General features: G+C 55.9%; 19 protein-coding genes. 6 read left to right on the top strand and 13 right to left on the bottom strand.

From position 1 onward, the window contains the following. Nucleotides 1–10 precede the first annotated feature (10 nt). Entirely contained in the window at nucleotides 11–1,243 is a 1,233-nt protein-coding gene (locus AB7M22_RS16300) for a nucleoside permease (protein ID WP_454187102.1), read from the top strand. 656 nt (nucleotides 1,244–1,899) lie between these two features. Here the strand turns inward: AB7M22_RS16300 and AB7M22_RS16295 are convergent. After that, nucleotides 1,900–2,760, bottom strand: a complete 861-nt coding sequence (locus AB7M22_RS16295) for a CAP domain-containing protein (protein ID WP_454187101.1) — start codon at nucleotides 2,758–2,760, stop codon at nucleotides 1,900–1,902. A 252-nt stretch (nucleotides 2,761–3,012) separates the two neighbouring features. Here AB7M22_RS16295 and AB7M22_RS16290 point away from each other — a divergent pair, with 252 nt between their 5' ends. The 3 genes from AB7M22_RS16290 (at nucleotide 3,013) to AB7M22_RS16280 (ending at nucleotide 5,414) form a co-directional block, all read left to right on the top strand. After that, nucleotides 3,013–3,825: an AraC family transcriptional regulator gene (locus tag AB7M22_RS16290; protein ID WP_454187100.1), complete on the top strand. Its 813-nt coding sequence runs from the start codon at nucleotides 3,013–3,015 to the stop codon at nucleotides 3,823–3,825. A 96-nt stretch (nucleotides 3,826–3,921) separates the two neighbouring features. After that, nucleotides 3,922–4,308 (top strand): cupin domain-containing protein, encoded by a 387-nt coding sequence (locus AB7M22_RS16285; RefSeq protein ID WP_007904840.1) that lies wholly within the window; start codon nucleotides 3,922–3,924, stop codon nucleotides 4,306–4,308. Nucleotides 4,309–4,592: 284 nt separating this feature from the next. Next, the gene (locus AB7M22_RS16280) at nucleotides 4,593–5,414 is read left to right on the top strand and encodes a MinD/ParA family protein (RefSeq protein ID WP_454187099.1); all 822 of its coding nucleotides are present in this window, start codon (nucleotides 4,593–4,595) and stop codon (nucleotides 5,412–5,414) included. A gap of 61 nt (nucleotides 5,415–5,475) precedes the next feature. Here the strand turns inward: AB7M22_RS16280 and AB7M22_RS16275 are convergent, their stop codons facing one another. Together AB7M22_RS16275 and AB7M22_RS16270 are read right to left on the bottom strand one after the other, a co-directional pair. Then, the gene (locus tag AB7M22_RS16275) at nucleotides 5,476–5,961 is read right to left on the bottom strand and encodes an adenosine-specific kinase (protein WP_454187098.1); all 486 of its coding nucleotides are present in this window, start codon (nucleotides 5,959–5,961) and stop codon (nucleotides 5,476–5,478) included. Between the two features lie 48 nt (nucleotides 5,962–6,009). Beyond that, nucleotides 6,010–6,513, bottom strand: coding sequence for an SLATT domain-containing protein (locus AB7M22_RS16270; protein ID WP_007904837.1), 504 nt, complete (start codon nucleotides 6,511–6,513; stop codon nucleotides 6,010–6,012). A 325-nt stretch (nucleotides 6,514–6,838) separates the two neighbouring features. On the opposite strand from AB7M22_RS16270, the gene AB7M22_RS16265 reads away from it, so the two are divergent. Further along, nucleotides 6,839–7,012, top strand: a complete 174-nt coding sequence (locus AB7M22_RS16265; protein WP_454187097.1) for a hypothetical protein — start codon at nucleotides 6,839–6,841, stop codon at nucleotides 7,010–7,012. Nucleotides 7,013–7,132: 120 nt separating this feature from the next. Here AB7M22_RS16265 and AB7M22_RS16260 read toward each other — a convergent pair whose 3' ends face one another. The 10 genes from AB7M22_RS16260 to AB7M22_RS16215 all read right to left on the bottom strand — a co-directional run bounded on the left by AB7M22_RS16260 (nucleotide 7,133) and on the right by AB7M22_RS16215 (nucleotide 18,145). Continuing rightward, a complete protein-coding gene (locus AB7M22_RS16260; protein ID WP_454187096.1) occupies nucleotides 7,133–9,583 on the bottom strand; it encodes a lantibiotic dehydratase in 2,451 nt (816 codons plus the stop codon). A gap of 3 nt (nucleotides 9,584–9,586) precedes the next feature. Beyond that, nucleotides 9,587–10,393, bottom strand: coding sequence for a hypothetical protein (locus AB7M22_RS16255; RefSeq protein ID WP_454187095.1), 807 nt, complete (start codon nucleotides 10,391–10,393; stop codon nucleotides 9,587–9,589). Beyond that, complete coding sequence (locus AB7M22_RS16250; RefSeq protein WP_454187094.1) at nucleotides 10,383–11,297, bottom strand: DUF692 domain-containing protein; 915 nt, start codon at nucleotides 11,295–11,297, stop codon at nucleotides 10,383–10,385. The genes AB7M22_RS16255 and AB7M22_RS16250 overlap by 11 nt, the downstream gene beginning before the upstream one ends. 64 nt (nucleotides 11,298–11,361) lie before the next feature. After that, nucleotides 11,362–11,508 carry a 3-thiaglutamate biosynthesis pearlin carrier peptide TglA gene (tglA, locus tag AB7M22_RS16245; RefSeq protein ID WP_454187093.1) on the bottom strand — a complete coding sequence of 49 codons (147 nt, stop codon included), beginning with the start codon at nucleotides 11,506–11,508 and terminating at the stop codon, nucleotides 11,362–11,364. 10 nt (nucleotides 11,509–11,518) lie between these two features. Continuing rightward, complete coding sequence (locus AB7M22_RS16240) at nucleotides 11,519–12,664, bottom strand: M50 family metallopeptidase (protein ID WP_454187092.1); 1,146 nt, start codon at nucleotides 12,662–12,664, stop codon at nucleotides 11,519–11,521. Next, nucleotides 12,661–13,578, bottom strand: coding sequence for a class I SAM-dependent methyltransferase (locus tag AB7M22_RS16235; protein WP_454187091.1), 918 nt, complete (start codon nucleotides 13,576–13,578; stop codon nucleotides 12,661–12,663). The genes AB7M22_RS16240 and AB7M22_RS16235 overlap by 4 nt, the downstream gene beginning before the upstream one ends. Nucleotides 13,579–13,591: 13 nt before the next feature. Next, the gene (locus tag AB7M22_RS16230) at nucleotides 13,592–14,338 is read right to left on the bottom strand and encodes a methyltransferase domain-containing protein (RefSeq protein WP_454187090.1); all 747 of its coding nucleotides are present in this window, start codon (nucleotides 14,336–14,338) and stop codon (nucleotides 13,592–13,594) included. 161 nt (nucleotides 14,339–14,499) lie between these two features. After that, nucleotides 14,500–15,711, bottom strand: a complete 1,212-nt coding sequence (locus AB7M22_RS16225) for an MFS transporter (protein WP_454187089.1) — start codon at nucleotides 15,709–15,711, stop codon at nucleotides 14,500–14,502. A 48-nt stretch (nucleotides 15,712–15,759) separates the two neighbouring features. Beyond that, nucleotides 15,760–17,166, bottom strand: a complete 1,407-nt coding sequence (locus tag AB7M22_RS16220) for a pyridoxal phosphate-dependent decarboxylase family protein (RefSeq protein ID WP_454187088.1) — start codon at nucleotides 17,164–17,166, stop codon at nucleotides 15,760–15,762. A 418-nt stretch (nucleotides 17,167–17,584) separates the two neighbouring features. Next, nucleotides 17,585–18,145: a thioesterase family protein gene (locus tag AB7M22_RS16215; protein ID WP_454187087.1), complete on the bottom strand. Its 561-nt coding sequence runs from the start codon at nucleotides 18,143–18,145 to the stop codon at nucleotides 17,585–17,587. A 111-nt stretch (nucleotides 18,146–18,256) separates the two neighbouring features. On the opposite strand from AB7M22_RS16215, the gene AB7M22_RS16210 reads away from it, so the two are divergent. Beyond that, nucleotides 18,257–19,222: a GlxA family transcriptional regulator gene (locus AB7M22_RS16210; protein ID WP_454187086.1), complete on the top strand. Its 966-nt coding sequence runs from the start codon at nucleotides 18,257–18,259 to the stop codon at nucleotides 19,220–19,222. The last annotated feature ends 104 nt before the right edge of the window (nucleotides 19,223–19,326 follow it).

Genomic DNA, 19,326 nt, shown 5'->3' with positions numbered 1-19,326 from the left:
GGTGATTGATATGACCATGATGAGTGCGCGATTAAGCGTAATGATGTTCCTGCAGTTCTTTATCTGGGGCGGATGGTTCGTAACCCTCGGCACCTTCCTCTCCAGTAATCTTGGGGCCAGTGGCGGGCAGATCGGCATGGCGTTCTCGACGCAGTCCTGGGGGGCGATCATCGCGCCCTTTGTGATCGGTTTGATTGCCGACCGTTACTTCAACGCCGAGCGCATTCTTGCGGTATTGCATCTGATCGGCGCGGTGCTGCTGTTGCAACTCTATCGAGCGCCTGACTTCAGTGGGTTTTACCCGTTCGTGCTGGCCTACATGATGATTTACATGCCGACGCTGGCATTGGTGAATTCGGTGGCGTTCCGGCAGATGCGCGATCCGGCCCTGGAGTTCTCGCGGATCAGAGTGTGGGGCACCATCGGCTGGATTGTCGCGGGCGTGGTGATCAGCTTCGTGTTTGCCTGGGATTCGCAACAAGCGATCTCATCCGGTGGCTTGCGCAACACGTTTCTGATGTCGGCCATCGCCTCCTTCGTGCTCGGGGTCTACAGCTTCAGCCTGCCGCGTACCGCGCCGCTCAAACCTGAGCCGGGCAGTGTCGGCTTAAAGCAAATACTGGGGCTGGACGCCTTGGGTTTGTTGAAGGATCGCAGTTACCTGGTGTTCTTCATCGCCTCTATTCTGATCTGCATTCCATTGGCGTTTTATTACCAGAATGCCAACCCGTTCCTGGCAGAAATCGGCGTGACCAACCCAACCGCGAAGATGGCGATCGGGCAAGTCTCGGAAGTGCTGTTCATGTTGCTCCTGCCGCTGTTCATTCAGCGTTTCGGCATCAAGATCGCGCTGCTGGTGGGAATGCTGGCGTGGGCGTTGCGCTACCTGTTGTTCGCCTACGGCAACAACGGGGACCTCGCGTTCATGTTGTTCACCGGCATCGCCTTGCACGGTATCTGCTACGACTTCTTCTTTGTTTCGGGGCAGATCTACACCGATGCCAAAGCCTCGGAGCGTTTCAGAAGCTCCGCACAAGGCTTGATCACGCTCGCGACGTACGGCTTGGGCATGCTGATTGGCTTTTGGGTGGCCGGGGCGGTCACCGATCACTATGCGTCGGCTGAGAGCCATGACTGGAAAAACATCTGGCTGTTCCCGGCAGGGTTCGCGTTGGCGATATTTTTCTGTTTTTCGCTGGCCTTCAAAGGGCGGCAAAGCGTGGCAGCGCCGTCGAGTATTTGAATAATGCCCGAATACCGGCGGAACCTGTGGGAGCGGGCTTGCCCGCGATGGCGGTGGGTCAGGCGACATCGATGTTGATTGCGCCGCCGTCTTCGCGGGCAAGCCCGCTCCCACAGTGTCGGTGTTGTTCGCAAACATTGTGTCCGTCGCCAATCCCTTTGTGGGAGCAGGCTTGCCTGCGATGGTGGCTGATATGGCCTCATCGCGAGCAGACTCGCTCCCACAGTCTGGTCCCAGTGCTCCACCAATCTGGTGTTCGGCTTGGGTCTTTGTGGGAGCGGGCTTGCCCGCGATGGCGGTGGGTCAGGCGACATCGATGTTGATTGTGCCGCCGTCTTCGCGGGCAAGCCCGCTCCCACAGTGTCGGTGTTGTTCGCAAACATTGTGTCCGTCGCCAATCCCTTTGTGGGAGCAGGCTTGCCTGCGATGGTGGCTGATATGGCCTCATCGCGAGCAGGCTCGCTCCCAAAGTCTGGTCCCAGTGGTCCACCAATCTGGTGTTTGGCTTGGGTCTTTGTGGGAGCGGGCTTGCCCGCGATGGCGGTGGGTCAGGCGACATCGATGTTGATTGCGCCGCCGTCTTCGCGGGCAAGCCCGCTCCCACAGGGTTTGCGTTTAATAGACTGGCATTTCAGGAGTTATGGAATGCGCTTCACTCAAGGCGCACCAAACAGCATCGTCCAATAAACACCCTCATCGCTGCGCGAATCGGCGGCATAGGCCGCGCCCACTTGGGTAAACATCGGGTTCATCAGGTTGGCGCAGTGCCCGGGGCTGGCCAGCCAGCCGGCCATCGCCTTGCCCGGTGAGCTTTGTCCGGCGGCGATGTTTTCGCCAATCTGTCGGCCTCGGTAACCGGCGGCTCTGGCCCGGTCTGCCGGCATATCCCCATCGGGATCCCGATGGGCGAAGTAATTGCCGTAGGCCATCGCCTTGCTGTGGCCTTGGGCGGCGGCGCCCAAGGCGGGATTCCAGGACAGTGGCCGTGCGGCGGCGAAGCGTTGGCGGCCGCACATGCGCGGCCTGGCCCGTGCTGCATTGACCTCGGCCAGCAACGTCTTGCCCGCTGCTCGCGAATCGCCGACACGTCCGTCGAGCACCGGTTGCGCCAGTACCACCTGCCATTCGCTACGGGAGCGAGTGACGCCGATGTCGGCGAACTGAGTATCGAGCAGCGCCCCGCAGTTGTCGCTCTCAAGCATGTCAAACGCCTCATCGGCATCTTGCGCGCCGACCACGCGAAGGGTGCGCACCGTCACCGCTTGATAGCCGTTAGCTTTCAAGGCGTTCCGCAAACCGCCGCCATAGCCGACCGGCAGCGCCAGGTTCGATTTCAGCGACAACGGCCGCAACGGCTTGACCGTACGCCCTGCGCAGCGATCGGGATCGGCGCGGTAGTCGTTGATGACCTCCACCAGTTGCCGTTCCCCACTGGCATGGGCGGGGCTGGCGAGCAGCGGGAATAAAGGCATCAGGCACAGAGAGATAAAGCGACAGCGGCGGACGGTTGGGCGCATGAACGGACAGCTCTGATGAGATGACGACGATAGGGGGACAGGAACGAGCAATGACCGTAGGAGCGCTTCGTTGGGTGAGCTTCTTTTACGGCACGGCTAAGACTGCGGGTCTGAAGACTGGTTCACGAGGGGAAGAGACAAATTTGGCGCCGCCGCCGTGGGGGCCGATTCAGGCATGCACGGGTCAGTCCGCCGGGGACATCGGACACGCGGGCTGGTACCGTACCGACATCATTCAGGTGGTACAGGGACATGACGAAAGCCAGGGGTGACAAGGATTGGGTAAAGCGCTCGGCTCAGCCGTTGAAGATCGAGCGTATCGAAGCCTTTTTTGGCGGCCATGGGTTTACGCCGCATCGCCACGATACGTACGCCATCGGACGAACGCTGTCGGGTGTACAAAGCTTCCAGTACCGCAACACCAAGCGTCACAGCCTGCCCGGGAAAACCATCGTTTTGCATCCAGACGAGGTGCATGACGGTGAAGCCGGTACCGAAGCGGGTTTTCATTATCGGATGATCTACATCGAACCCGCTTTGATTCAGCAAGTATTAGGTGGCAAGCCCTTGCCCTTCATCGAGGGTGGTCTATCGAGCGACCCACGGCTTTATGCCGCGACCCAGGCACTGCTGCAAAACCTCGACGCTTGCATCGAGCCCCTGCAAGAAGACGATGCCATTTACGATCTCGCGCAAGCGCTGGATGTGCTTTGTGGTCAACGCGGGCGGCGCAAGTCGTTTGACTTTGCTGCGGCTGAACGCGCGCGCGCGCTGATTCATGAATCGCTGGATCGAGTCATTACCCTGGATGAATTATCGCAGGCCAGCGGTCGAGACCGCTGGAGCCTGAGCCGTGATTTTCGTGCGCTGTACGGTACGAGCCCCTATCGATACATGACTCAACGACGTCTCGATCTGGCAAGAGCGCTAATGTTCGGGGGCCACTCGATGGCGGAGGCGGCCGTCTGCGCAGGCTTTTTCGATCAAAGCCACATGACGCGCCAATTCGTCCAGACCTACGGCGTTTCACCCGGCCGGTGGATGAAGCGGCTGGGCCTTGTTTGAGGATGTTCCTGGGCTACTTGCACAATCATGCAATACGCAGCGTTGAGTCATCCCTAAAGTCAGGGCTCGATATCCTGGCGAATGAGGGCAACTCAAATGAATTCCCAACCCGGCGTGACGACCTGCACCGCGATTAACTTTGCCGAAAAACTGGCGTTGTTCAGCGAACAATGGGCGCCCAAGGTCATTGCCGAAATGAACGACTACCAGTTCAAGGTAGTGAAAATCGAAGGCGACTTTGTCTGGCATTCCCATGCCGACACCGATGAAACCTTCATCGTCCTCGAAGGCGAGCTTCGCATTGATCTTCGAGAGGGGGCCGTCGTGGTCAGGCAGGGAGAAATGTACGTCGTCCCCAAGGGCGTCGAACACAAGCCTTACGCTGAGCGAGAGGTGAGGATGCTACTGATCGAACCGCGTGGCGTGCTGAATACCGGCGATCAGGATGGAGAAAGAACCGCAATCAATGACGTCTGGATTTAGACGTCCTGGTAGTTTCTTCATCTCTGGGTGAGCAGGGCGCCTGAGAGCCTGGCGCCAGTTCAGGCGCATCTATCGGTACATCTGCCAGCGATCGTTCAGGAGCGCAGTGTCATCCTCTGAATCTACCCATTAGCGGCGTTTTCGTTGAAAAGGGTCGATGGTATGTGGCGATGAGCCTCTTGTCGGGAGACAAAGCAGCAATTTTGCGCTTTTCAGCTATTCTTCCGGCATCAGGATGGTGCCATTACGTACTGGCACACAATGCGCAGGGAAGGGAAGGCAAAATGGATGATGTGCATTGCGTGCAAGTTATCGCGGTAACTGGCGGTAAAGGTGGCGTGGGCAAGACAACGGTGGCGGTTAACCTGTCGCTGGCGCTGGCAAAAATGGGGCGACGCGTCGTATTGCTCGACGCTGATCTGGGCCTGGCGAATATCGATATTCTGTTGGGGCTGACCCCGCGCTACACACTGGCCGATGTCATCGAAGGGCGTTGCGAGCTGTCCGAGGCGCTGTTGCCTGGGCCTGGAGGCATTCGTGTTGTCCCGGCCTCTTCGGGCTTGCAGAGCATGATTCATCTGGAGCCGGCGCAATACCGTGCGCTGATCCAGTCCTTTAGCGACATTGGCGATAAGCTGGATGTGCTGGTGATCGATACGGCCGCCGGTATCGGTGGCTCAGTGGTCAACTTCATCCGCGCGGCGCAGGAAGTGATGGTGGTCGTGTGCGATGAACCCACCTCGATCAGCGGCGCCTACGGGTTGATCAAGCTGCTCAACCTGAATTACGGTCTGCACCGTTTTCGGGTGTTGGTCAACATGACGGGCAGTCCGTCGGAAGGCCGCAATCTGTTTGCCAAGCTGGAAAAGATTACCGACATGTTCCTCGATGTCTCGCTGCAATACGTCGGCGCGATACCCAACGATGAATGTGCGCACAAAGCCGTGCAGAAGGGGCGTGCAGTGCTTGAAGCCTTTCCCCGTTCCAAATGCGCCCAAGCCTTCCAGGCCCTGGCTCACAACGTCGACACCTGGCCATTGCCGACTCATCCGAGAGGGCATGTGGAGTTTTTCGTTGAGCAACTTGTGCAGAATTCGGGCAGGTGAGGTGCAAGGCCTAATGCCAGTCAGTCAAGTCCCACAGGGGATTTCACTTAACTGACTGGCATCACAACTTGTAGCCGATCTGCCGCAACAGATTCTTGCGCCACAGAATGTCTTCATCGCCTTCAATGTCTTTGGCACAAAAGCCATCCACCACGCCCAGAATCGCTCGTCCCTGTTCCGTCTCAGCAACAATCACTTCAGTCGGATTGGCTGTTGCACAAAAAATCCGGCACACCTCTGGAACCATTTTGACGGTGTTCAATACGTTCAACGGATAGAAACCGTCGCCCAGGAAAATGATGAAGCTATGGCCCGCAGCAATGGCTTGCGCATTTTTCTGCGCCAGTTCGATCATGGCGGTATCGGTGCCGGACCATCGCACCAGGCATTTGCCGGAGGCTTCACAAAAGGCCACGCCGAACTGAATACCTGGCACGGCGTTGACCAACGCTTCGTGGATGTCCTCGACGGACTTGATGAAGTGCGTCTGGCCCAAAATGAAGTTCGTCTCTTGCGGCTTGTCGATTTTCAACGTGATGAGTTGCATTTCAAACGCCTCCTTTCACGATGCTGCGAACCAGAGTCTGGCCTCTAATCAAGCCGGGACGGTGTCTTGCTCTGCTGGCGGTGTCTCTGTGTGGACGCGAACATCCCCCAGTTTTCTGATCGTCGACTTGGGCAAGGTTGGCGCATCAAGCAGAATCGAATCAATGCGCTTGCGGATGTCCAAAACGATTGGGCCCAGGATCGCTTCGTCTTTGCCGCTGGCGATTTCGTCCTGTATCTCACGCGATATCGCCCCAAGTTTCTCGGCGGTGTCTTTGTGCCCGGCAGCCCGGGTGTCAAAGTTCAGGAAGGTCTGAACCGAACTCAACACCAGGGTCAGGAGTGACAAGACGCCGGCTACGTATTGGAGCCATACGGGCGAAGAGTCACTGATCGAGCCAAAGACGCTGGCGCTGACAATCGCCGACAGCACCACGCAGGGGATACCCAGTTTCCAGCTGAACTTCTCGAAATCCCGGGCACTGATTTCGTGTTCAATCTGCAACCGAACGATCATGCGATTCCATTTGGTCAGTAGCTCGAGCCGGCTCATGGTTGCAGTCCTTGGCAGGTTGATTCAGGGGAATATTAGCTTCTATTTGACCACGTGCCAGGGCGCAGGGATGTCGACACTGGAGAGTGGAAAAGTCAGTTTTTTTGTCTGCGCAGATGTTTAGATCAGAACGAATTAAGGGTATTTCTAATAGTTGTCACCATTCTTTTGAAGCCTATTCATACTAACTTTAAAAGCTTGACGCCAGGGCGAGGGGGGTCTTTTATTGTGTTGTGCACTTTCCAGTCGGACGGAGAGGCCACAATGCAAAGGATGACATTGATGTTGACGCAGTTTTGCGTAAAAACACATAAGGATATGTTTCATGATCATCACCCCCTTCGCCGCCGTTATTCATTATCATCTGAACTTATCCGTAAGCCGAGTCAGCAGGCCTGCGCCCCTTGCTGTGTCTGCGTCTCGTTTTTCCAGGCTTAAAGAACTGTTCCAGACGAAGTATGCAGCGCTATCTGCCGCGTGGTCGAACCTGGCAAATTAATCTCTATACGCTTTGGTTGGCGTGTATCCGAAGTTTTATTTGGGGGGGCTAAATATTAGCCCCTTCCACACAGTCGGCTTCTTATATTCCGTTACTCTTGTCATTAAAAAACATGGGCGTTCATAAATGATGTGAAGTGTCCTCGCCGGTAGAGAATGTTGTGCGTATTTCACAGCAGAATCGCCCCCGTTTTTCTTCGAGCCAAAGTTCATCGGGGCTAGGGCGCATCTCTGAAAACTTCACCTGGCCGGCATTCTTCAATGCATTGGTGACGCCATCGAAGGACAACGGGTTATCAAAGTCGAGAAATAGCGGTTTTGGCTCGGAATCGATCTTGATGAAGGCATAGCGAGGCAAACCATGGGACGCCGCCCACGCGCGCCATTGCAGAGCGTGTTCGAGGTCGTCGACCGAGGTCTTTGCCTGTGGCAATCGATCATTGGAGAACAGCCAGGAGGCGCGCTTGTAGAGGGTGCGACCCAACCAGATACGCCGGTGATCGTGTTTGGCCACGGCGCTGCCGGCCAAGGCAAAACCCAGCCGATGCAAGGGGGTAGAGTAAACGCAGAGCAGGTCTTCGCTGAATTGGCCCAGAGCATCGACTACCTGCAGGCGGCCGTTGGTGTGCAGCACTTTTGCCCGGCCAGCGGAAAATTGCTGGTGCGCTGCGACGCATCCGCCGCCCGTGGGCAGTACCAGTTGCAGGTAAGAGGGCTGCAATGGCCAGTCGATATGGGAGCGTTGATAGCTGTCAGGCGAGTCGGCCAGAATCAGGCGAGGGCGCTGAAAAATCGCCTCAACCTGTTGGTTTATCTGTGCATTGAACGGGCCGAAGGGCACGGCAACGGGCTGGCTCAGGGTATGGACCGCCGGGTGTACTTCGCCCACGATAATTTCGTAGTCGCCGCGGTTGAAGGCTTCCACTGACGAACTGGAGAGCAGGAAATCCGGAGAGTGATAGCTGCTGCCGAATACCTCGAAGCCGGCAACGTCCAGATCGGTGTTCAGCAGACAGATCAGACGCTCAATGTCCGTAGCCGAAAGACGCACCTCGAGGTTGTCCGGGAAAGTCTCCAGCAGTTGTGCCCATGCTGTTTTCAGGCGTTGATCAAGATCGATGACAATATGCTCCTCAAGCGCTGGCAGCCGTGGAGCAAGGGCGTTGAGAAGTTCCAGAAAATCCACTGGCTTGTCGGGGCAAGCGCGCTGGCGCTGTGCCCAGACTTCGATGAAGGCATTGTTGAGTTGGTGTGCGATGGCTTTGATCAGCCATTGGTTGATGCGCATCAGTGGTGCCAGTTCTTCATTGATCCGGCTGAACATGGCCTGGCCAAGGCTAATGTCGATGTTTCTCGAACAATCCTCGTACACCGGATAACGGCCGACATACATGGCGCCGCTTTCCCGGCTGAGATCAACTCCGGCTTCGCCGAGCAGCTGATTCAAAGACTCCAGGCATTCGGTGCGGCGCTCCAGGCCGCCACTGGCGTAATCACGGCGTGCGCCTTCCAGCATTTCAAGGCGTGATTGCCAGATCCGACTGAACTCACCGGGTACTCCGACACTGGCCAGGCAGCGTTGCAACCGTTCTATCGGGTGACGCTCGCGGGGCGACATCTGCCAGCCTCGACGCACGATCCGTTTGCTCACCAGATGTTCCAGCAGGTCGCGCAATGTGTTGGTCGAGATGTCTGGGCAGGCACTCGATAACCCTGTAAAAACGGGTTCCCGACCGTGGTGGTCATTGATGTAGCCCAGTACCTGCGCGGTCTGCGAACTGAGCCGCTGGCTCTTGCCAATGGGCATGAACAAGGTTTGTTCATGCAGGTAGCATCCCGTGTTGAGCTGCAGAGGCAGGCAGTCGGTGTCTGGACATTGCAGGTTGATTTGTTCGACCAGCCGTTGCACCACCCAGTTTTCGAAGAACGTGTGGCGGTCCTTGATCCACCCTGTATCGTTGCGGGTCAGCCGCACATTGTCTGTCTGATGGGTATCGAACCGGCCCCAGGCCAACGGTCCGAAGAAACTCGAGGTATCGTTCTTGGCGCAGAAACGTTGCGCATAACTCCAGCCCAAACGCAGTTTCTGCTTTTTACGTGTATCGTTTTTGCTGTGCCGATCCCGGATCAGCTCACGGATGCGCGTCAACGCCGCCGGGTTGGAAATGAACAACGCCTCGGCCACCGCTTCGTCATCCAGAAAGTCGATCAGCCCTTGGCGGGCACTCTCCAGGTAAGCTTGGTATTCCCGGTCTGCATCCTCCCGCGACGCAGTCCGTTCCAGCAAGCCATTCCAGTCCTGTATTACCGCGGCCAATGGTTCGCGCAATTCTTGCGGCAGGTCGGATATCTGTAACGACTGGTCTTCGTTGAGCTTGCGGATCAGCTTGCGACAGGCCTGGGGTGAATAGGCGTTGGCCTCTTCAAGCAATGTTGTCTTCAGCCCTTGCAATGAGCGGAAATCCTGTTCAAAGGCGCGGCACGAAGGCAGCTCGGCGAATTTGCCCAGATCCGTCAGGTGATGAATGGGGAAACCGGTTGAGCGCAACCAGAAGTACTGTGAACTTTCCATGGTTTAGGCCGGCATCCTTATCGCGTTGAGTTGATGCAGTTTGCCGAGCAATGCGAGATCTTCGCCGCTCGATGGCGTACCGGCGGTCGAGCCCGACAGCTGCGTCAAGTCACTCGGCAACCGTGGTTGCTCCAGGTCGCGGTAAAGGTTCGCCGCGCGCGGGCTTAGAAGGGTGAATTTGTGGCGGGCCTCAGGATCGGGCAAATACACCAGAATATGCTGACCGGTTTCCTCAAGACTGCTACGTCCCAGCTGGCTTTTATCGCGCAGCCACTGCGAGAGTGCATAGCGGCTCTGATAGAGGCGTGCATTGGCGGTGCGCTGATAGTGGCCTTGCACCACGGCGTCGGATTCCATCAGGCCGGTATACAAATGCACACATTCGCGCTCAAGCCCGATCAGATCCTGAATCTGTGGGTAGTCCGCCAGCTCTTGGCGCTCCAGCAAAAAGCCCAGCGCCGCATCGCAATAGCCATAAACCTTTGGCCCGTAATCGAACCACTCTTGTTGACGCAAGAAAGTCCTGGAAAGCGTAGGCAAATCCAGCCCTATGTTGAGTAACGCGCGCAAAGTCAACGGTGCGCCGGTTTCCAGCGCATTGATAAAGGAATTGACCAGCCGGAACTGGTAATTTTCGACGAACCATTTCACCCGCTCGAACTGACTGGCATAGGCCTGCAAAATCGTTCGCTCGTCGTCGGAGAAGTGTTGTAGCCACTCGGTCGCACCCTGGGCCTGGAACAACTGTTGCTGCAATGTTTCATCGCGCAGCAGGCGTCGCCATAGCTTCCAGACTTTCTCAGCATCCATGCGCCAGCTCCTGTGCGGGCTTTGTGTGGTGGTTCCAGATTTTCTGTGCCCGCCGAACATCGGTGACAATCATGTGTTCGTCATTGGCATCCATCACTCGAGTAAGCGCATGGTGGGCCTGTCCTTGATACTCCAGAATAATCGCCGAGGGCCGGGAGCGAGACATCAGTTCTTCGTAGAGGTCCCAAACCGGTTCGGGCACGCTGGCGTCATGCCAATCGTGATAAAGCCCGTCGTGCCAGCTACCGCCCGCCAGATGCACCGAGATCACCTTGTCCAGGGGCAAGGTGTCGAGGTAGTCGCGCAGGTCAAAGTTTTTCAGATTCAGGTGGTTGGTGTAGATGTTGTGCAAATCCAGATGTAGAAAAGTGCCGGACTGCTGCACTAGCCGGGCGAGGAACTCGGCTTCGCGCATTTCCGCGCCCGGGCATTGCAGGTAATAGGCGGCGTTTTCATGCGCCAGCGGCATCCCGTAATGCGTCTGTAAAGCCTTGGCGCGTTCGGCGCAGCGGAGCACTTCCGCGTTGGAGAACTGCAGTGGGCTGCTCCAGATATCCAGCCATGAGTTGTCGCCATAGAAGCAATGGTTTGCGACCCATGGACTGTTCAACATCCTGGCCAGGGGCACATGGCGCTGCACTGCGGCGGTTTCTTCCAGAGGGCTGAAGCCAAAGTCGCAGCCGTAGTTGGAATGCGCCAGCAAGGTGAACTTCTCGGCCAGCCGATCGATCATCGCCCGGGCGGCGGGCTTGATGATTTGCGGACCATCCATGGGCGCCATAATGTTGTCGAGCAGGATTTCCAGCACATCGACTTCGATGTCCTCGAACGGAAACCAGTCGAGAATTTCGGGGTTGTACTGGATGCCCACGCCAATCGGATCGGGCTTAACGAAGTGAGCCATGCGGTTGCCCAGTCAGGGAAAGAAGGGGGCTTCCTCGGCGCCAAGCCGAGGAAGTGTGGAACGGTCAGGCAAAAACCTTGCTCTCGATTACTTCGATATCGTCGAGGTCGAACTCTTCGAACAGGTTATTTTCGGGGGCTTCCCGAGGGAGCGAAGCAGGCTCGATGGTGTGTTCTTCGTTGGCGACCGGGGTCGTTACAGATTGGGTCATGGCTCTATCCTCAGGGGTGGTTGAAAAGGCGGATCAAGGTGAAGGCGGTGAAGCTCCAGGCGATTACCCAACCCAGGCAGGTCAACAGGAATGTGCTCCAGTAGAGCCTGCGCAACGCCGGGGGAACCGGCTCCAGCGCAGGGGTACGCCAATGCCGTTTCACATAATTGAAAGCTCGCTGGCGCAGGCGAGGCTGCTCGAGGCATTCGATAATCGCCAGGTACGTGTCGCCGTTAAAGATGGGTAGCAGCGTCGGTATCAGGGAAATGAACGAGGCTACGACCATCACCACGAAAAGCGCGGGTAAAACCCCTTGGGTATCTCGAAATACCGCCCACAGGGCAATGCCTGTGCCGGCATACAACAAACTGACCATGGGGCCGGCCAGAATGGTGATGACCCGGTGATTCAGGGGAAGCTGAGACCACTGCTTCTGCACCGGACGTACCCAGCCGGTGGCCAACAGCAAGTAAATACCAATCCCGAAATCGTTGACCTTGACCCCATAGTGCCGACAGGCCATTGCGTGCCCGAGTTCGTGCAGGGCAATGGAAGTCACGATGACCGGGAAGTGCCAGAGCAACCAGCGGTAGCTATGGACATAGGTGTCGGCGGCATCGGACATGAAGGTGCCAAAGTGCGCGCCCAGATACACGAAACTCGCCAGGGCCAATGCCAGCAGTGGCAGAAGGAATGCCGCACGGCAACACCATGGCGCCCATCGGTAAATGTGATCGAGCAGCGGCTGCGGGTTGGTTTTCACCAGATTGATCAGCAGGTGCTCTTTCAGCGGGCCGTAGGTGATGCCTGTGGCTGGATCGCGCAGGTCCTTTTTGTAAGCGGCTTGCGCGCTGTTCAGCAGTTTCAGATTGAGCAGTTTGCGCTCGAACTGCATTAGTTTCTCAGGGCTTACCTTCATTCGATACTGCGCAAGCGCGGCGGCAATAATGTCTTGGTGACTGCGTTGGCCATCGAAAAGCAAGGCAAGGGAGTACTCGGCCTTGCCCAACTCGAAACCAATGTCTGAAGAGGGATCGTAGAGGTGGTAGCGCGGTGTGGTCGAATCCGCTTCGGGTAGCGTCACGACCAAATCATCCCTCAAGCAGGGATAGACATGAATTGCGGGTTTCTCGACCGCGTAGACCGAGGCGCTCATGGACAAGTCCGCAATGCATGCAGACGTGGCATATAGGACTCCAGCAGCGCCTTTCGGCCCTGGGCCTTGATGCCTTCGAGACGCCCCTCGGCCTGTTGGCGACTGGCACGCCCCAGCACAAATACCGCGCCTGGGCGCGTCGGCCCGCAGACGGGCTCATGGGTGGTCCAGACAGGTTCCCAACCATGTTGGCACATCAGGTACTCGATGCTGCTGGCGCTGAGGTAGCGCCGATGGTTATGGGTCAGGAATCCTTGCTCCAGGCCATAGCCCAGGGCGCGACCTTCAATCAACAGCAACCCGTCCTCAGCACTGGCCTGCCGACAAAGTTGCATGACTTGGTTGACGTCATACACATGTTCCAGTGAGCCATTGATGATGATCAGGTTGTAATCGCCGCTGGGGCTCATGTGCTCGGCGCCGACCAGGTCGATGTCGAGGCCGATCTTTTTGCCATATTCCACATAGGCACAATCGGGGTCATTGCCTTTGACTGACCAGCCGCGTTTGGCGAAAGGAATCATCAGACCGCCAGCCGAACAGCCGACGTCCAATAATTTTCCTTTGGCGGGAAGCAAATCTTGCAAATACTGATGCAAGTACTCGCCTCGGCGTACTTGATCGTGAAAGAAGGCGAGTTCCGGCTCTGTATTGCCAAACAAGCTCTTGCGATAAAACTTGTCGTAGTAATCTTGATAAAAGGCTTCATCGAAGCGGTATTTTTGAAAAATATGACCGCAGTGTTGGCAACCGACTACAGGCAAGGCTACCGACTGCTCATCAGGACCCTGGATGTGCTCCATCTGCACCCAGTGTTCTTTGGACTGGCACAGTTCACAATCCACTGGCCAGGCGCGAAACGTAGCGGGCATTTGCAGATGCTGTAAATATTGCTCGATTGTTATTGGGCTCATCACGACGTCCTTGTCACTTGATGCAAAAAAATCCTTCGAAACAGATGTGTTTGAATATGCTGGTTATATCTTTGAAACCCGCACGGGAAAGCATGTCGATATTGCCGGCGGTGGAAAAGGGTTCCAGCACGCCTTTCAAACTTCGCGTTTTCGCCAGAATTTCATCGGCGCTGTAGCCTTGGTCGCGTTTGTAATCTACATACAAACTACTGAGAATATCTTGAAAGCGGGCATCAGGGCCGCGTACTTTTTCAAACATGATAAATGCGCCGCCCCAGTTCAAAGACTCATAAAGACGATCGAACAAGGCCTGGCGAACACGCGGATGCACGAATTGCACCGTGTAATAAGCAATGATCAAATCGCTTTTTTCATAGGCGAACGTCAGGATGTCATCAGTGATGAAGCTGACATTGGGCTGCGGTGCCGAGCTCAACAGTGTATTTGCCTGGCGGGTCATGGCGTCTTCAACGTCGATGCCCACCCACTTGGCCGAGGCGCAGTGGCGTTGTGCAAGTTGCCGGGTAAGCGTACCGGTGGAACTGCCAAGCTCGTAGCAGACACTGTCGCTCTTTACAAAAAAATCACTGAGCGACAACACAATATCGTGCCCGTCCTTATACCTGGGCACGGACTTCGAGACATGAGAATCGAAGTGTTGCGGCGTCGTGCCGCCGAAACTCCATGAAGCATTGCGGGATTCTACGCCGTCACCAACGGTTTCGTAGGCAGCGGTAGGCGAGGCCGTCAGGGTAGACATGTATGTTCACATCCTTGCGTGATAACAGTGAGGCACATAAGTGCGGCGAGATTCCTTTCTGCTCAGCTCGATCATTACAGCGTCAGTAGGCAATACCTTTCTGTTGTGTCGGGATTAATATTTTTTTGCTCAGGGGCCACAAAAAATAGAGGGCACAAGTTTTACGCCGCCGCGGCCACCATCGTCCGCCGCCACACGATGCGAGCCAACGTAATCGACCAGTTGCACAAGGCGATAACCAGAATGATGTAGAGGAGGGCAGGCATTCCGTAATTGACGATCACCTTGCCGGCGAACAGGGGGAACCCAAATACGCCGACAAAATAAGAAAGACTGAACAATACCAATGATTGCGCCGTTTGCCCGGCAGGTGCTTCGTTGGCGGCAAGCCCGTTGATGACTGAGTATGTCAAGCCATAGCCCACCCCGAGAATGATCGCGGCCAGCAGATAAGCACCCGAAGACTTCGCGGAGAAGATAAACATCAGAACCGATATCACCATCAACGCGGTCAGCACGCAGGACATCACGTACGGGTCGCGCTTGACGATAAATCCTGCAATCAGCAGCCGACATGAAATCGCCGCGCTCATGAAGCCCAGGAAAAATAGCGAGTAGTCGAGATGGTTGAGTGCCGCATACGACGTTTGAAAGCTCGACAGCCCGCCGAAGATTGCCCCGCCCAGTCCTACCATGACAATGGCGAATACAGCCTTGGAGCGCAGCACAGAACGTGCGGCCCGGGCCGTGATTTTGCAAACGGTAACCGGGCCAAGTTGGGCTTGTTGCTGTTTGATTTTTGGGCCGAGCAGGAAAAATACCAACCCCCCCAACAGACTGGTGATCGCAGCCACCAGAAACGCCGACTCCACCGAATAACCCAAAGCCTCGGCTGCCCGCCCTACCAATGGGCCAGTACCAATTCCGCTCATCATGCTGCCCGACAGCAAGGCAAAGTATTTCACCCGTCGGGCTGGTTCGATGATCATCGCCACGATGATCGGGCCCAAGGTGTAGAAAACACCCCAGCCAAAACCCAAAAGCAGACCGAAGGCCAACAATGCCACCCCGTAAGTAGGGACAGTTGCGAAGCCCAGGCAGGCCGCGGCCAGTAATAGCGCGCCGGCGGCGATTGCCTTGGGTGCGCCGATCAGGTCGGTCAGGTGCCCGGAAAATATCACGGCCAGGAACGTGCTAATCATGGCAACCGAGATAATTGTACCGGCGTCGGATTCACTGCCGCCGCTCTCCCTGAGCTTCATAGCCAATAAAAACGTGGTGCCATAAGACAGGGATAATAAGTAACTACCCAGACAAAACAGTCCGAACAGACCATTGGCGGGAGCGTGACTCGCGGATGCAGTTGACGACATGGATATTATTCCTTGTTGATTCGAAAATACGACAGATGCCGCTTGGCTTTAATCGGCTGCGCGTTTTAAGGCAGCGATCACCCGGTCGATATCTTCGGGTTGGGTCATCCAGTTGCTGATAGACAAACGCAAAGCGAACTCACCTTTATATTGGGTAGGGGTGATGTACATTTCGCCGCTGTCATTGAGATTGCTCAAGACTCGCTTGTTGAATGCTGCCAGTTCTTGAGGACTATTGCCCGCGTTGTAATATCGGAATACCAAGATGTTCAGTCTGACCTCGCATAGCATTTGATAACAGGGGCTGTTATCAATCCATGAGGCGATGCGCTGAGCATAATCGCAGTGACGTTCAATTAGCTCTCGATAGCCCGTCTTGCCATACGCAATCAACGTCATCCACAACGGTAGTGCCCGGTAACGTCGTGATTGTTCGACGCCCCGATTCATGAAAGCAGGTAACTGCCCCTCCATTGGGACGTAGGGGGCATCCGCCGAGAATGCGCGTTCATGAAGGGTTACATGGCGAGTAAAAGCAATACCGCAGTCATAGGGTACATTAAGCCATTTGTGGGCGTCGGCCGTTATAGAGTCCGCGAGTTCCAGACCTTCAACCAGATGCTCATACGTATTGGAGCATCGCGCAAAGGCACCAAATGCTGCGTCGACGTGAAGCCAAGCGCCATATTCCTTACACAGGCGAGCCAGGGAGACGAGATCGTCAAAATCCCCGCTATTAACGGTGCCCGCACTGGCGACCACAATTCGGCATTTCGATGAGCAATTGCGGAGTGCGTTTTCCAGAGCCTGCAAGTCAAAAACTTCACGGTCTGGCAGGCAGGTAACATTGATAAAGTTGCGCTGACCTATCCCCAGCAGCCCAAGATCCTTGACGATGCTTGAATGAGGCGAGGCGCAGAAAACCATGATGGGGGGCGCGGCTTGAAGTCCGTCCTGCGCAATACTGACGTCCATTAGTTCGCCACACCATTCGCGAGCGGTGGCAAGACCGACGAGATTCGCTGCAGTAGCGCCAGTGGTCAGCACACCCTGGAAGAGGCCCGGGGGGAGTTTTAGCAAGTCCGCGATGAAGTTCAACGTTTGCGCTTCAATGAACGCCGCCACGGAATGGCGCTCGGTGGCCACATTCTGGTCAAGAACGGAAACAAGCCAATCCCCGGCAAGGGCTGCGGGTGTTGTTCCACCCGTCACGAAACCGTAATACCGCGGTCCGGTACTGCGCGTGTGTGCGGAGCCGTAATTTTCCCAATAAGACGTCAGGGCAGCCAGGCTGCCAATCCCCAGTTCAGGCATTGAGGATTGAGTGACCCGATTAATTGATTGGGTATTGACCACTGCTGCATGACGAGCTTCTGCCAGAAAATCCAGGGAAATGCGACAGACCTCAGCCATTAGCTCAGGCACAACTGATTCATCGTGCAAAAAATCGCGCATTTCATATCCCTTATAAACAAGCAAACCTGCCGGAGTGCTGCCATTTCCCTATAGCTATTTAATCTTTCGTTAGATCTAATCTATCTATAACAGGCGTCTAAAGAAACCAAAAGCCCTCGATCATGAGATTTGAGAGCCCCTACGCTATGAAGTAGCAGGGGGGGATGTCATCACGATGAATACTGAGATGGATCTGACGAGTGTCGCGGGGCCAATCATTATTCTTAATGTGCTGATTTTGTTGAAGAAAATCTAACAATTTTCAGTTGAAGGCGACTAGGAATCACGTATCGAACACAGGACGGCTTGTAGAAAAACGATTAGTTTCAATATTTCAGATCCTGACGTAACAGTCCCCTAAACAAACGCCCGCATTTGAGAACCCACTAGCGGCGCTTGGACTCGTGTTGATCTCTCTTCAGGAGGGCGGTTGCGTAACCAGGCCTTCTTCCTCTCGGAGTTGTCGGCTCATGTCGTCGCAGCTCTGCGACCAGGCCGTCAACCACGGCGACATCTCGGGTGACCGTTCAGCCAACCCCAGTTCCCGGACAAACTCGGCAGGTGGGACCGTGCCTTTGGCCGCACGGAACAGCCCCCGCATGATGACGACGCCGATCACGCGTCCCTTGCTCACGAAGCGGTGTTCCATAAAGCTCCACTTATCGTCCCAGCCGAGCATTTTTGTGTGAATCTCAAACGATTCGAACAGCTTCAGTTCTCGACGGAACTTGCCCCAGGTATCCCCGACGATCGGCACCGCCTTGTGGCGCAGAGCTACGCGGAAGGCGCCGCTGCGCAGGACGAAATCCATGCGACCTATATCGGCCAAGGTGAAATAGCGGCCATTGGTGACGTGTCGGTTGAGGTCAAGATCGAGCGGCCAGACGCGCATGCGGATGACGGTAGTGGCCAGCCCATCAACCGGCTTGCGCCACGGGCGACGAAACAGCATGAGGAACAGTCGAAACCAGAGATTCATAAATACGCCGAGGGCTGAGTGGAGCGGTGCACTTTAGGGCGGAGAAATCGGATAAGGTAGGTGCACAAATGACTTTTTTCATGCGAAAAGCGCAATCTGGATCATTTATTCATGCACGTTACTTTGCTACTGGCTGATCAATGTTCCGCCGCCAGCGCCACCCTGGCGCTGGAGGTGCTCAGTGCCGCCAACCTGTTCGCCGACACCACCAGCGCGCCGTTTGATGTGGTAGTCGCCTCTTTGGATGGCGGTGACGTCGCCGCGTGGGGCGGGCAGACGCTACGCGTGGACCGATCCATCGACGAAGTCTGTCGAACCGATCTGGTGGTTATCCCGGGGTTCCTCTTCACCCTGAAGGATGCCTTGCCTGCATTTGCAGGTTATGGGCCGTGGTTGCGCCAACAGCATGCGCAAGGTGCCGTTGTGGCTTCAATGTGTACGGCGACGTTCATGCTGGCCGAAGCGAGAATGCTGGACGGTATTCGTGCCACCACGCACTGGGCCTTTGCCAATCTTTTTCGCCGTCGATATTCCACGGTCTGTCTGGAGGAGGAGCAAATCCTTTGCGAGGATAATCGCGTCATCACCTGCGGGGGGGCGAGTGCTGCCATGGATCTTTTGCTGCACCTCATCCGTCGGTTCGCTTCATTGGAGCTGGCGCAGAAGTGTGGCAAATATTTGTTGGTCGACAACGTGCGCAGCGAGCAATCGGTCTATGTCATGTGGTCACTGCCGAAGAACCATGGGGATGGCGATATCTTGCGAGTACAAGATTGGCTGGAGGATAACTTCCATCAGCCACTGTTGATCAATGACGTGGCCCAGCGATTCGGGTTCGGCGTCAGGAACTTCAAAAGGCGTTTCAAGGAAGCCACTGGTTATACGCCGCTGACCTACCTGCAAGCGCTACGCGTGGAGAGGGCAAAGCAGCTTCTTGAGTCGACACGAATGACGCTGGACAGCATCACTTACAAAGTCGGTTACGAGGATGGCAATTCCTTTCGCAGGCTTTTTCGGCAGCGAGTGGGCCTGCTTCCAGCGGCTTACCGGAAGAAGTTTCAACCGGGTGCGGGCTGAGCTGCTGTCAATCGCAGGTATTCCGCTCAGGAATGTGTCCATAAAAATCATGAATTTTCTTTATGGCATCGGATCTCGTAGCGTGTTTGCTCACCCTATGGAGA

The organism is Pseudomonas sp. ADAK2 TE3594, from assembly GCF_053628675.1.
The sequence above is the reverse complement of the archived record's forward strand: the minus strand, read 5'-3'. Positions and strand labels throughout refer to the sequence as shown.

Excerpts from the sequence above, each read along its gene's own strand:
- AB7M22_RS16260 (WP_454187096.1), bottom strand. The coding sequence starts at position 9,583 with ATGGAAAGTTCACAGTACTTCTGGTTGCGCTCAACCGGTTTCCCCATT.
- AB7M22_RS16230 (WP_454187090.1), bottom strand. The coding sequence starts at position 14,338 with ATGTCTACCCTGACGGCCTCGCCTACCGCTGCCTACGAAACCGTTGGT.
- AB7M22_RS16215 (WP_454187087.1), bottom strand. The coding sequence starts at position 18,145 with ATGAATCTCTGGTTTCGACTGTTCCTCATGCTGTTTCGTCGCCCGTGG.
- AB7M22_RS16220 (WP_454187088.1), bottom strand. The coding sequence starts at position 17,166 with ATGCGCGATTTTTTGCACGATGAATCAGTTGTGCCTGAGCTAATGGCT.
- tglA (WP_454187093.1), bottom strand. The coding sequence starts at position 11,508 with ATGACCCAATCTGTAACGACCCCGGTCGCCAACGAAGAACACACCATC.
- AB7M22_RS16280 (WP_454187099.1), top strand. The coding sequence starts at position 4,593 with ATGGATGATGTGCATTGCGTGCAAGTTATCGCGGTAACTGGCGGTAAA.
- AB7M22_RS16290 (WP_454187100.1), top strand. The coding sequence starts at position 3,013 with ATGACGAAAGCCAGGGGTGACAAGGATTGGGTAAAGCGCTCGGCTCAG.
- AB7M22_RS16225 (WP_454187089.1), bottom strand. The coding sequence starts at position 15,711 with ATGTCGTCAACTGCATCCGCGAGTCACGCTCCCGCCAATGGTCTGTTC.
- AB7M22_RS16270 (WP_007904837.1), bottom strand. The coding sequence starts at position 6,513 with ATGAGCCGGCTCGAGCTACTGACCAAATGGAATCGCATGATCGTTCGG.
- AB7M22_RS16210 (WP_454187086.1), top strand. The coding sequence starts at position 18,257 with ATGCACGTTACTTTGCTACTGGCTGATCAATGTTCCGCCGCCAGCGCC.
- AB7M22_RS16285 (WP_007904840.1), top strand. The coding sequence starts at position 3,922 with ATGAATTCCCAACCCGGCGTGACGACCTGCACCGCGATTAACTTTGCC.
- AB7M22_RS16240 (WP_454187092.1), bottom strand. The coding sequence starts at position 12,664 with ATGAGCGCCTCGGTCTACGCGGTCGAGAAACCCGCAATTCATGTCTAT.
- AB7M22_RS16250 (WP_454187094.1), bottom strand. The coding sequence starts at position 11,297 with ATGGCTCACTTCGTTAAGCCCGATCCGATTGGCGTGGGCATCCAGTAC.
- AB7M22_RS16255 (WP_454187095.1), bottom strand. The coding sequence starts at position 10,393 with ATGGATGCTGAGAAAGTCTGGAAGCTATGGCGACGCCTGCTGCGCGAT.
- AB7M22_RS16300 (WP_454187102.1), top strand. The coding sequence starts at position 11 with ATGACCATGATGAGTGCGCGATTAAGCGTAATGATGTTCCTGCAGTTC.
- AB7M22_RS16235 (WP_454187091.1), bottom strand. The coding sequence starts at position 13,578 with ATGAGCCCAATAACAATCGAGCAATATTTACAGCATCTGCAAATGCCC.
- AB7M22_RS16265 (WP_454187097.1), top strand. The coding sequence starts at position 6,839 with ATGATCATCACCCCCTTCGCCGCCGTTATTCATTATCATCTGAACTTA.
- AB7M22_RS16275 (WP_454187098.1), bottom strand. The coding sequence starts at position 5,961 with ATGCAACTCATCACGTTGAAAATCGACAAGCCGCAAGAGACGAACTTC.
- AB7M22_RS16295 (WP_454187101.1), bottom strand. The coding sequence starts at position 2,760 with ATGCGCCCAACCGTCCGCCGCTGTCGCTTTATCTCTCTGTGCCTGATG.